General features: G+C 52.1%; 9 protein-coding genes. 7 read left to right on the forward strand and 2 right to left on the reverse strand.

Translation table 11 applies throughout. The features are described 5' to 3' along the window. Positions 1-22 precede the first annotated feature (22 nt). A complete protein-coding gene (locus BMW93_RS17435; protein WP_090378967.1) occupies positions 23-880 on the reverse strand; it encodes an SDR family oxidoreductase in 858 nt (285 codons plus the stop codon). A gap of 237 nt (positions 881-1117) precedes the next feature. Between BMW93_RS17435 and BMW93_RS17440 the strand changes: the two genes are divergently transcribed. From BMW93_RS17440 to BMW93_RS17455, 4 genes are read left to right on the forward strand one after another with little or no spacing between them, the layout of a single operon-like run. Beyond that, positions 1118-2389: an NAD(P)/FAD-dependent oxidoreductase gene (locus BMW93_RS17440; protein ID WP_090379822.1), complete on the forward strand. Its 1272-nt coding sequence runs from the start codon at positions 1118-1120 to the stop codon at positions 2387-2389. A gap of 39 nt (positions 2390-2428) precedes the next feature. Next, positions 2429-3331 (forward strand): CorA family divalent cation transporter, encoded by a 903-nt coding sequence (locus BMW93_RS17445; RefSeq protein WP_090378970.1) that lies wholly within the window; start codon positions 2429-2431, stop codon positions 3329-3331. Between the two features lie 55 nt (positions 3332-3386). Next, positions 3387-4844 (forward strand): fibronectin type III domain-containing protein, encoded by a 1458-nt coding sequence (locus tag BMW93_RS17450; protein ID WP_090378973.1) that lies wholly within the window; start codon positions 3387-3389, stop codon positions 4842-4844. 30 nt (positions 4845-4874) lie between these two features. Beyond that, on the forward strand, positions 4875-6017 hold the full coding sequence (locus BMW93_RS17455; RefSeq protein WP_090378975.1) for a glycoside hydrolase family 18 protein: 1143 nt from the start codon (positions 4875-4877) through the stop codon (positions 6015-6017). On the opposite strand, the gene BMW93_RS17460 is transcribed toward BMW93_RS17455, so the two are convergent. Then, the gene (locus tag BMW93_RS17460; RefSeq protein ID WP_090378978.1) at positions 6014-9403 is read right to left on the reverse strand and encodes a DEAD/DEAH box helicase; all 3390 of its coding nucleotides are present in this window, start codon (positions 9401-9403) and stop codon (positions 6014-6016) included. The two genes, BMW93_RS17455 and BMW93_RS17460, sit on opposite strands and share 4 nt — an antisense overlap. A 58-nt stretch (positions 9404-9461) precedes the next feature. On the opposite strand from BMW93_RS17460, the gene BMW93_RS17465 reads away from it, so the two are divergent. From BMW93_RS17465 to BMW93_RS17475, 3 genes are all read left to right on the forward strand, one after another. Further along, on the forward strand, positions 9462-10289 hold the full coding sequence (locus tag BMW93_RS17465) for a DUF481 domain-containing protein (protein ID WP_090378981.1): 828 nt from the start codon (positions 9462-9464) through the stop codon (positions 10287-10289). Between the two features lie 117 nt (positions 10290-10406). Beyond that, entirely contained in the window at positions 10407-11573 is a 1167-nt protein-coding gene (locus tag BMW93_RS17470) for a Gfo/Idh/MocA family protein (RefSeq protein ID WP_090378984.1), read from the forward strand. A 44-nt stretch (positions 11574-11617) separates the two neighbouring features. Then, positions 11618-12973, forward strand: coding sequence for an amidohydrolase family protein (locus BMW93_RS17475; RefSeq protein WP_090378985.1), 1356 nt, complete (start codon positions 11618-11620; stop codon positions 12971-12973). Position 12974 lies beyond the last annotated feature (1 nt).

Below are 12974 nucleotides of genomic sequence, written 5' to 3' on the forward strand. Positions count from 1 at the left end.
GTCGGCGACTAGCCGTGGGCGACTAGCCATTCACCACCTGCCCGCCGTTCGGGTGCAGCACCTGTCCGCTCATGTACGAGGCATCTTCGCTGGCCAGGAATACATAGCAGGTAGCCACTTCGCAAGGCTGTCCCGGACGCTTGAACGGCGTGTCTTTCCCGAATTTTGCCACCCGCTCCGAATCAAAGGTGGAGGGAATAAGCGGTGTCCAGATCGGCCCCGGCGCTACCGCATTCACCCGGATGCCTTTTTCGGCCAGATTGTCCGACAGCGACCGCGTATAGGCGACAATCGCGCCTTTGGTAGACGAATAATCGAGCAACGACGGACTGCCGTGATAGGCTGTGATCGAGGTAGTATTGATAATCGAATCGCCATTGTTCAAATGCGGCAATGCAGCTTTTGTAAAGTAAAAGAAGGAGAAAATGTTCGTCGCAAATGTATCGCTTAGCTGCTCGGCTGATATTTCGCCGACATTGTCCTTCGGATGCTGCTCGGCCGCATTATTGACGAGGATATTCAGTTTCCCGAACTCGTTCACGGCACGGCGCACGGCTTCCATACAGAACGCCTCGCTGCGGATATCGCCCTGGATGAGCAGGCAGCTTTTCCCTTCGGCTTCCACCATGGCTTTGGTATCGGCAGCGTCCTGGCTCTCGTCGAGGTACACGATGGCTACATCGGCGCCTTCGCGGGCGAAATGCACCGCTACCGAGCGGCCTATGCCACTGTCGCCGCCGGTGATGAGAGCCGTTTTACCCTCCAATTTACCGCTGCCGCGGTAGTTTTCGCGGATCACGACCGGCGCCGGGTCCATAATTTCTTCTATGCCGGGTTGTACGCCTTGTGTTTGGCCGTGGGTATCGATGTCGAAATTCATAATGCTTGAAGTTTTGTAGATGCGGCGCATTGCCAAAAAGCATATGCCAGTGGCCGATCACCGTGCAGCGCTCCCGCAATGCAGGCCATCTGCCGGAAATGAGTAAAGATTTTCACAGTATACTGTATGCATTTGAGCCCCAGAGGCCTGTTTGAATGCTTCTGAAAGCATTCGGCATGGTTATTAATGCAAGCACGCGATGCGGCCGCAAACCTCGACCGGCAAACGTATAGCACTATGAATTTAAAAAAGGTGGTGATCATAGGCGGTGGTTTCGGGGGGATTAACCTCGCCCAGAAACTTGCCCGGAACAAATCGTTTCAGATTGTGCTGGTGGATAAGAACAATTACAACTTCTTTCCGCCATTGCTGTACCAGGTAGCGACGGGTTTTCTAGAAGCTTCGAATATCAGTTACCCGTTCCGCAAGTTTTTTCAGGACAAATCCAATCTCCGGTTCAGTCTGGGCGGTTTTGAAAAGGTTTTTCCCAATGAAAAAAAGGTGGTGACCGAGAGCGGCGACATCTGCTACGACTACCTCGTATTCGCGACCGGCACCGAAACCAATTATTTCGGGATGGAGAATGTGCGGAAGAACGCGGTACCGATGAAAACAGTGCAGGACGCGCTCGCGTTACGTAACCATATTCTGAGGCTGAAAGAAGAAGCCACCAGGGAAACCGATGTCGCCGTTCGGAAAAAGTTGCTCTCCATTGTGGTAGCAGGCGCTGGGCCGACGGGCGTGGAGGTGTCGGGGATGCTGGCTGAAATGCACAAGAACATTTTTAATAAGGATTACCCCGAACTGAAAAGGGAAGAAGTGCAAATCTACCTCGTCGACGCATTGCCCGTGGTGTTGAACCCGATGAGCAAAAAATCACAGGAAGAAACGCTGGCAGAGCTGCGCGGGCTGGGGATAGAGGTGCTGCTCGACCACGCCGTGAAAGACTACCAGAACGGAATCGTCACATTCGCCAATGGGAATACGATCGCGACCGAAACGCTGATCTGGACTTCGGGAGTAACCGCCACCCCATTGCCCGGATTGCCCGACGAAGCGCTCGGTAAAGGCAAGCGGGTGCTGGTAGACGCATACAACCGTGTGAAGGGGTTTGACGACATTTTTGCGATCGGAGACATTTGCCTGATGACTGCCGACAAGGAATTTCCGAACGGGCATCCGCAATTGGCGCAGGTGGCCATTCAGCAGGGGAGGAACCTCGCGGATAATCTGTCGCTCTGGCTGGAAGGAAAATCCCCGACGGCATTTGAATACAATGACAAAGGCACGATGGCGATCATAGGCGTCAACAAAGCCGTGGCCGACTTGCCGGGTTTGCATTTCAAGGGCTTTATCGCTTATTTTCTGTGGCTGGTAGTGCATTTGTTTTCGCTTATGCGCTACCGCAACCAGGTGAAAACCCTGTACAACTGGATGGTCGCATTCTTTACAAGGGACCAGTCCCTGCGTTTCATCCTCGATTCGAAGCCGGAAAAACCGGCGCATTGACCATTTGATACAATACTTAAATTATAGCCGCATTTCCTTATGATCCAGACAATTGCAGATCCGTCCCAATACCCGTTCGAATGGATTGACGTGACGGATCCCGATGATGAGGAATTAAAACAGATCCGAAAAAAATACGCGTTGCACGAATCGTCGATCAAAGACTGGCTGCAACCCGACCATTTGCCCAAATACGAAGATGTGGGCTCTTATGTATTCATTATTTTCAGGATGCACAGCGAGAAAGTGGGTACCGAGGCCGATACCGTCGCCGAACTGACCGACAAGCTGGCCATTTTCATGACGAAGGAGGCTGTGATCACCATGCATAAAAAAGAGTGGGGGGCGCCGGAAATCATTCGCGAGCAGCAGGTTGATCAGCATTCCTGCGAGGATACACATCATCTGGTGAATGAGATTATCAAGGCTTGTATTGCTACCTACGAGGAACCGTCGTTGAAGCTCACGAAGGATATCGAGTATTACGAGGAAAATATGTTCCTGAAAAACCGCAAGGCGTCGCTTTTGAAGGGCCTGTATTATTTGAGAAGAAGGGTGGAGGTTACGCGGCGGATATTGATGCTTTCACATGAAATTGTCGACAAAATGGACGTGCGGGGGCATTCCAACACTTACACGCGTGACACGCGCGACCTTTACGTGAAACTGCACAACATTTACGACACGCTTTTCGAAAATATGAACCATTTGGTGATGGTCTATTTCTCGATTTCCTCCCAGCGTACCAATGAAATTGTACGTGTTCTCACGGTGTTCTCGGTTTTTTTCATGCCGCTTACATTCATTGTCGGGATTTACGGAATGAACTTCGATTTTATGCCCGAACTACGCCTGAAATGGGGTTATCCGGGTGTGATGATCCTCATGGGCGCGATCACTTTCGGGATTTATGTCTGGTTTAAACGGCGCGGATGGCTGTGACCGGTGGCACGAATGCTTTTAAACTCTATTTTTGCCTCCCTATTATCCCACTTCTATGAACCCGACCTTTACCCGACGCGCATTTTCGCTATTCATACCGTTTTGCATTGCCCTGGTGTTTTCATCCGGCGTTTGGGCCGCTATTCCCAAAGCGCCTTCGACGTTGGTGGCCGTGGCCGCATCCGCAAGTCAGATTAACCTTGCCTGGGTGGACCTGGCGACCGACGAAACGGGTTTTGAAGTAGAACAATCCACCGACGGGACGAAGTTTGCCAAAATTGCCGACGTTCCCGCCAATACCATTATTTATCAGGACAAATCCCTCAAACCGGCCACCAAATACTGGTACCGGGTACGCGCCAAAAATGCTTCGGGGGCTTCTGGTTATTCCAACATCGCCAATGCTACCACGCTGGTAATCATTACGATTCCAAAAGTGCCTTCGGCACTCACCGCTACTGCGGCTTCCGCTACACAGATCAATCTGAGCTGGACCGACAATGCGACCGACGAAACCGGGTTCGAGCTCGAACGCTCGACGGACGCCGTGACATTCAGCAAGGTCGCTGACCTGGGCGCGAACGTGACTACCTACCAGAACACCGGCCTCGCCCCCGCGACGCGCTACTGGTACCGCGTGCTCGCGAAGAATTCCGCTGGTAAATCCGCCTATTCCAACATCGCCAATGCGACCACCCAGCAGGTAATACCTCATGCGCCTACCAGCCTGACGGCCACAGCGGTTTCTACCTCGCAAATCGACCTGAGATGGACCGATAATGCGAATAATGAAACCGGCTACCAGGTGGAGCGCTCGCAAAACGGGACGAGTTTTACCAAAATCACCGACCTGGCCGCCAACGTTACCACCTACCAAAGCACGGGCCTCGCTCCCGCGACGGATTACTATTATCGCGTACGGGCTGTGAATGCGGTCGGAGCGTCGGCGTATAGCAATACCGGCACGGCCAAAACGCAAAATGTTCCGGTGCCGGGCACACCCACCAATCTGACGGCCGTTCCTACTGCCCTCGACCTGATCCAGCTCCGTTGGGCGAAACCGACGGAAAATGCCACCCAAATTGTGATCGAACGCGCGAAAGGAGACGGTAGCTTTGCCCAGATCGCAAAAGTAGCGGCGACCGTCCTGCAATACGAGGACAGGGCAGCTCTTGAACCAGCCGACTATTATTACCGCATCAAGGCCGTGAATGCCGGTGGCGAGTCGCCTTACAGTTTGCTGGCCATCGTGCGCGCGGCTTCTGTCATTACAGGAGTTGAGACAACAAAAGACCAGCATTCGATCTACATGGCGGGGCGGACGCTCGTCGTAAATCTTAACCGCGCGGCGGAGGCAAATTTGTCGGTTTATGACCTGAATGGTAGGGTTCGTAATGTAAAGAAAATCAGGCAGGAAGGGCGTATAGACCTCAGCCAGCTCGCGGCCGGGATTTATGTGGTTGTAACCGATACGGGGAAAGAAGTAATATCGAAGCGAATATTCCTTTATTAATATATCCTGAACCTAAATTTACTGACCTCTATGAAAAGCTTTGTTGCGAAGCCATCTCCCGGCTTCCCGCTTTGGGCACTTGCCCTGTGCCTGCTTATTTCCGGTGCCGTTTTGGCCCAAAAGAAGAAAAAATACATTGTGAATGCCTACGTTGGCGGGTTCCGCGGACTCGCAAATGTGGAAGAGATCGATGCAGAGAAGCTGACGCATATCAATTACGCATTCGTGAATGTGCAGGACAGCATGGCCGTGCTCACCAACCTGGCTACGGATTCGACCAATTTCCGCAAGCTGAATGGCCTGAAAAAGATTAATCCCGACCTGAAAATCGTGATATCGATCGGTGGCTGGGCTTGGAGCGAGAACTTTTCGGATGCTGTGCTGACGGAATCTTCCCGTTCAAAATTCGCGAAATCCAGCGTCGAAATTGTGCGCCGGTACGACCTCGACGGCGTCGATATCGACTGGGAATATCCCGGAATGCGGGGCGAGGAGGGCAATATATTCCGCCCCGAAGACAAGCAGAACTTTACGCTGATGTTCAAAGCGATACGCGAGGAATTAAATTTGCTCGAAAAAGAAAAAGGGAAGAAATACCTCCTCACCACCGCTGTGGGCGGCTCGAAATCATTCATCGAGCACACCGAAATGGGCCTCGCGCAGGCATACCTGGATTACGTGCTCATCATGACATACGATTACGGTGGCCGGAATGGCACGGTAGGGCACCATACCAACCTATACGATTACGACACGTCAGGTGAAGGCTCCTCGGCCGATCGTTCGGTGAAGAATTTCATCGGCGCGGGCGTGCCTGCGAGCAAAATTGGGCTGGGAGGGGCTTTCTACGGCAAGGGTTGGCAGGCCGAGACGGCCGATAATCACGGCCTGGGTGCAAAACGTGTGAAATCGGTGCAGGGAGGCGGTTATACCAAGCTGAAAGACACGCTCATAGACCAGAATGGCTATAAAAAGTACTACGACAAAAAGGCCAAAGCGCCCTACCTGTTCAACGACTCCACGAAAGTGCTCATTACCTATGAAGACGAAAAGTCCATCAAAGGGAAATGCAAGTATGTGAAAAAGAATAAGTTGGCTGGTATTTTCTTTTGGGAGTATTTCAATGACCCGAAAGAATACCTGATCAACGAAATCCACAAAAACCTCGACTAGCGCGATACCAGCGCCATCAGGTCAGCCCTGGTCAACGATTTCAGAATATCCGTATCGGTTTTCACGAGATCGTTGGCCAGGTCTTTTTTGGTCTCCTGCAATTCCATCACCTTTTCCTCGATCGTTCCGGGGCATATCAGCCGCACGGCGATCACGTTCTTCTGCTGTCCGATGCGATGGCTCCGGTCGATAGCCTGGTTTTCGACGGCCGGGTTCCACCACGGGTCGATGAGGTAGACGTAATCCGCTTCCGTAAGGTTCAGCCCGGTTCCGCCGGCTTTCAGGCTGATCAGGAACACGCGCACTTGCTCGTTCGTCTGAAAATTCTCCACCCGTGCGGCGCGGTCGCGCGTTTTGCCCGTCAGGTATTCGTAGCCGATACCGCGTTGTTCCAGCTCGGGTCTGATGAGGTCGAGCATGGAGGTGAATTGCGAGAATATGAGGATCTTGTGCCAGGGTGCGGTATCTTCTATTTGCTCCATCAATACATCGATTTTAGCTGAGGAATTGCCATAATACAGGTCGTCGCGGAGCAGTGCGGGGGAGTTGCAGATCTGGCGTAGCTTGGTGAGGCCCTGCAAAACGTGCAGCCTGCTGCGTTCGATATCGCCGTCGTTTTTGGTGTTGAGAAAATTGTAAAATTCCAATTCGTAAGCGTTGTAAACCTTCCGTTGCTCCTCGCCCATTTCGCAGTATATCACCATTTCGGTCTTTTCCGGCAACTCCGAGGCGACTTGCTGCTTGGTACGCCGCAAAACAAACGGGTTAATGCGCTTTTGCAGTTCTTCTGCTCGCTCACTGTCCTTGAACCGGTCGATCGGGATGGAAAAATGGTTGCGGAACTGCGTTTTGTTGCCCAACAGACCAGGACAGGCAAATGAGAGTTGCCCGTACAAGTCGAAAGTATTGTTCTCGACCGGCGTTCCCGTCATCACCAGTTGGTTGCGCGATTGCAGCAGCCGCGCCGCCTTGTATCGCTGCGATTCCGGGTTTTTAATGGCCTGCGATTCGTCGAGGATAATGTAGTTGAAATGGTATTTTTTTAAAAAATTCACATCCGAAAGCAATGTGCCGTAAGAGGTAAGGACGATCTCGTAACGGTCGAAATCCGTCACTTCCTTCACCCGGTCGGAGCCGTAAATGGTGAGCATTTTAATGCTGGGGGCAAACTTCTCGACCTCCGCCTGCCAGTTGAAAATCAGTGAGGTAGGGACGATGATCAGGTTCGTGTTTTTGACCTGTTTTTTTCTTTGTAATAATATGAATGCAATGATCTGCAAGGTTTTCCCCAAACCCATATCATCGGCCAGGCAGCCCCCGAAATTGTATTCGTCGAGAAAGTTGAGCCAGTTCAAACCTTGCTTCTGGTAGTTGCGCAAGCTCGCCTTCAATGTCCTGGGCACCGGCACCGGCTGAATAGATCGGAAATCTTCGACGCGTGACTGGTAGAATGCGATCTGCTCCTTCACCTCGCGGTCGAGCATTTCGCCCTCGTACATTTCTTCCACGGACGCGAAGCGGATTTTCGGCGTCTGGATCACCTCGCCCGCAATGTCGCCCGCCTCGAAATACTTCGCGAATTTCTCGACCCACTGATCCGGGAGGATGCCCAATGTGCCGTCCCCGAGCTCCACGTATTTGCTGCGGTTCTTGACGGCCTTGTGTAAATGTTTCAGCGTAACCTTTTGCTTGCCGAATGCCACATTGGCCGTGGTATTGAACCAGTTGATGCCGCTCACGACATGTACTGAAATTTTGGCTTTGTGTTGGTTTAAGCGGTTTTTAGTCAATTTGTTAAAGCCGAGAATAGTTACGCCCTGATTTTGCCATTCCTCAAAAGCATTGGGAAACCAGTCCTCGCTCAAAAACCGCGCGCGGTGAAGGTAAAAGAACTCCCGGCCCAGCTGCTCCTCGAAATCGGGGTGCTGGCGCATGACCGCGCTGCCGAAACGCAGTTCGGCCTCTTCGTCGCGCCTCACCATGAAAGGATTACCATGGTTATCGACCGCGTAAATGTCGTTTTTAGAGAATAGCGGTACCTCTATTTTGCCATATTTCAGCACCGGTGTGATGAACACGTAGTTGCCCACATCTTCCAGGTACAGCAGCTTTTCCATACCCTGGTCGAACCCCTGCTCCTCGCGCTGCGCGGGCGTGGCCACCTTCACGTAGGTGTAGTTGATCCGGATCGCATTGCCCAGCTTCGAGAGCAGATTGACCCTGAATGCCTCGAATTTGGATTCGTGAATGTAAATGCGCTGGTTATGCTGCCTGAAAAATTGCAGGACACGAAGAATGTCCTGGCTCTCGATCAGATGCAGCGAATCCTTATAGAGCACGAAGTAGTCGTAGCGAAACTGCACGTCTTCGATGTCCAGATGCACATTGTTGAGGATCAGTTCGCCGCGTATCTGGAAAAACGGGTCCTTTTTATCGATCGTCAGTTGGAGGTCGGCCGGCGTAGCGGCGAGCTTCACGGGCAGAAGGGAAGCCGCATTGAAGTTCTCGGAAACCGAAGGGTTATGGTAGTAAAAATCGTATTTCAGCGGGTTTTTTACCACTGAATACAATCCCGGCAGATCGGTTTCCGGGTTCTTTTTCCTGAAATTATTCTGGAATGCCGCAACGGCGGTATAAAATTTGATCGACTCGGTTTCCTGTGTTTTCCAGATCATTTCGAGCGGATTGAGCTGTACGAACGGGTTTTTGAGCTTACCCTGCCGGGTGACCGGCGCTTCGTACATTTCCATGTAAAAATGGTCGTAGTATTTGTTCAGACCAATGGCGACGATCGTTTTGGTATCTACGGCCTGCGGCTTGGGACCGGGGAAATCGCGGGTTGGTTTGGCTACAAGTTGTTCCTGCAATGCCTCCACCGACAGCGTATCGACAGGAATCAGCTCCTTCAATTTCGGTTTGACCTGCAATTCGCGGCCGCCGTACTCCAATTGGAAATACTCGTCGAGATCGGGCTCGTCCTGCATGCCGTAAATCACTGCGACCTCTTTGATTTTCTCCTGCCGGAGCTTTTTGTCGAAGAATGCGCGGAGGTCCCTTCTGTTCAGCAGATTGTACAGTACCTGGCTCTGGTGCTCACACAGTTTACGCTTCGGGCGGGTGCATTCGCAGTAAAGGTTCACGGCTTTCCGGTCCTGCTTGACCACCACCTTGAATGTCTCCGTGAGGTTGGCAGCCACGCGGAATGCGGCGTAGTCGACATCGATTTCATGCGGTTGAATGTCGAAATAGCCCCTTCTTTCGGTCTGCGGCATTTCCGAGCTGTTGTTCAGGATGTGCGAAACGGACAGTTCGGAAATATTGAAATCCAGAAAAATGAAGTTATGCTGTCCGGGTACCGGCACTCCCGCGGGATCAATCTTGTTCATAGAGCAAATTAACAACTGCGGGTACGTTTGGCACCATTATTTTGCAAAATTTGCGTTAATGAAAAATCTGACCTGCTTCCGTTTCTTCACACTTGCCGCTGTTTTAATTCTGCTGATATCGGTCCCTGCATGGGCGCAGGATGTCAATACCGATACTTTAAAAGTGCTCCCGGCCGATTCGGTCGCTGCTCCAAAACCTGATACGGTCGTCATACCGCCACGCGTTTTGATCGACACTGTTCGCTACCGGTTCATTGGCGACGGTAATTTCACGAGGGGTAATGTCAACCGAAGTCTGATGGTCCTCCGCGCCGAACTGATTTTCAGCGGACCGGTGATCAACATTGCTACCAATCCGCGCTTTACTTACGGAAGGCAAAACGGCATCCTTGCCGAGCGGGATACCTATGTGGATTTGTTTGTGGATGTTTTTAAAAAACGACGGACCTATGTTTTTGGCCTCGCGGCATTGGAAACCAGTAATCTCCGCCGTATAGATCTCCGGCAAATGGCCGGGGCGGGAATAGGTTACCGTGTGATCAAATCCAAAGCGCACGACCTTAGCCTCACCGACGCGCTACTTTACGAATCGACCAACTTTTTTGAAAAAGCCACTGTCAGTACGGTCCGCAACTCATTCCGCATGAAGGGAAAGCATTCCTTTTTATCGGACAAATTCCGGTTCAACCACCTCACATTTATCCAACCCGCATTGAACGATTTTTCGAACGTGCGCTGGAACACGATCCTTTCGATGGAGCTGCCGCTCAATAAATGGGTGACACTCCGGACGAGTTTTGAAAACTCTTATGAAAGCGTGGTGGAGACTGGCCGCAAACGCAACGATTCGCGCATTACTTTTGGGATTTCGGTAGGAAATAAATAGACGATTCCGGCATCGGGGTTGTCAGGGAAAGAGGTGTAGAATACTGTCCATAACACCAGCACATTATATCTGCCAAAAATGTGCTTTACTAAGTATTCACTACATTCCAATCGAGCAATGAGAGACCAACAGGACAATCGCCGTGACTTCCTGCGCAATTCGCTTTATTCAGCCGCCGGCCTGGCGATGTTTCCGCAACTTACCCCCAATGCATACGGTTCCATCAAAACCATCGTGGCCGAAGGCCCTGTATTCGCCCCCGCGGCGGAGTCACGCATCAAATTTGCGGTGATCGGTATGAACCACAGCCATATTTACGGGCAAGTGGAGGCGGTAACGCGCGGCGGCGGAGAGCTGGTTTCGTTTTTTGCAAAAGAAGCGGACCTCACAGCGGCATTTGCCAAACGCTATCCGAATGCGAAGCAGGCCAAATCGGAGGCCGAAATTCTGGAAGACAAATCGATACAGCTTGTACTCAGCTCGGGCATACCCGACGAGCGCGGGCCTCTGGGCGTACGCGTCATGAAGGCCGGTAAGGATTATATGGTGGATAAACCGGGCCTTACCACGCTCGAACAGCTTGCGGAGGTGCGCAAAGTGCAGAAGGAAACCAAGCGCATTTATTCGATCATGTACAGCGAACGCCTCGAAAACCGCGCTACGGTGAAAGCCGGAGAGCTCATTAAGGAGGGTATTATCGGGAAAGTGGTGCAGACGATCGGCCTGGGCCCGCACCGGATGAATGCCAACACGCGCCCCGAGTGGTTTTTTGACAAAAAGCGCTTCGGTGGTATCATTTGCGACATTGCTTCGCACCAGTTTGACCAATATCTGTTTTTTACCAATTCTACCAAAGCCCAGGTGGTAGCTTCGCAGGTGGGTAATGTAAACCACCCTCAATACCCGAAATTTGAAGATTTCGGAGACGCGATGCTGCGTGGCAACGGTGGCGCGGGATATATCCGGGTCGACTGGTTCACGCCCGACGGCCTGAAAACCTGGGGTGACGGACGCCTTACCGTGCTCGGCACAGAAGGCTTTATCGAGATCCGCAAGAACATCGATATCGGAGGCCGCGAAGGCGGTAACCACCTTTTTGTCGTAAATAATAAAGAAACGACCTACATCGATTGCAGCAAGGTGGAGTTGTCATATGGCCGGCAGCTGGTGGACGATGTACTGAACCGCACCGAAACGGCTATGCCGCAGGAGCATTGTTTCCTGGCGACGGAGTTGTGCCTGAAAGCGCAGAAGAATGCGCAGAATGTTTCGGCGATAAGCTAATGCAAGAATGCCGTTCCTGACCATTTCTAAACACTTCACAGACTATGATACGCAGACTGATTTTCATTTTCGGGTTAATGGGCGCTCCCGCCGCATTTGCGCAGGGACCCGTCAGCAATGTAGACCGTGATATTGTCTTCCGATCGGTGAATGTGATCCCGATGGACCGCGAGACGGTTTTGATGGATCAGACGGTGGTGGTCAGGAACGGAAAAATTGTTTCGGTAGGTAAGGATGTGAAACCGGCCGCCAATGCGCTCGTGGTCGATGCAAAAGGCAAATATCTCGCGCCCGGCTGGTCGGAAATGCATGCCCACGTGCCCGCGATCGACGATTTCGGGCCGATGAAGGACGTATTGACGCTTTACCTGGCGAACGGCATTACCACGATCCGCGGAATGCTGGGTAATGCCAAACACCTCGAATTGCGCGAAAAAGTGCGGAGCGGGGAAGTGCTGGGACCGAATTTCTACACTACCGGCCCGGCATTCAGCGGGCAGACCGTGAAAACTGCGGCCCGGGGTATTGAGTTGGTCAAGGAGGAAAAAGCGGCAGGCTATGATTACCTGAAATTACTCCCCGGACTGACGAAAGAAACTTTCCCCGGCATTGCCAAGACATCCAAAGAGCTCGGTATCGGAATGGTAGGCCACGTCTCGTTCGCAGTCGGGGTCTGGGCCGCCATTGACGCGGGGTATTCGTCCATCGATCACCTCGACGGCTTTGTGGAGGCCATCGTACCCAGTACCGACACGCTTGCCGAGCAGGAAACGGGTCTTTTCGGCACCTGGATCGCCTATGCGGCCGATACTACCCGCATTCCAAAGCTGATTAAGGGTTTGAAGGACAAAAACATTCGCGTGGTTCCTACCCAAGCCATTGCCGAGCGCTGGCTTTCCCCGCTACCGGCCTCGGCCTACGAAAACGACCCGGAATGGAAGTACATGACCGCCGACGAAAAGAAGAACTGGTTGAATGCAAAGAGCAGTTATGTCAACAATCCGAAATTCAATAAGGAGCGGGCAGAGGCATTTGTGAATATCCGCAGAAAACTGATCCTTGCTTGCCAGAGGGGCGGCGTGCAGCTTATGCTCGGCTGCGACGCTCCGCAGGTGCTGAATGTGCCTGGTTTTGCCACTCACCACGAACTAAAATACCTCGTAGATGCCGGTTTGACGCCCTACGAGGCATTGAAAACAGGGACGGTGAATGTCGCGAGTTATTTAAATAAACCCAATTCAGGGTCGATCAAGGTCGGTAATGTGTCCGACCTGGTATTGCTTGCGGCCAATCCGCTTGACAATATCGGTAATACCAAAACCATCGAAGGCGTGATGATCGGTACCAAATGGCTGTCCAAAAGCTTCCTCGACAGCGAGTTGAAAAAGATCGAGAAGTAGC

The organism is Dyadobacter sp. SG02 (assembly GCF_900109045.1).
Taxonomy (GTDB): domain Bacteria; phylum Bacteroidota; class Bacteroidia; order Cytophagales; family Spirosomataceae; genus Dyadobacter.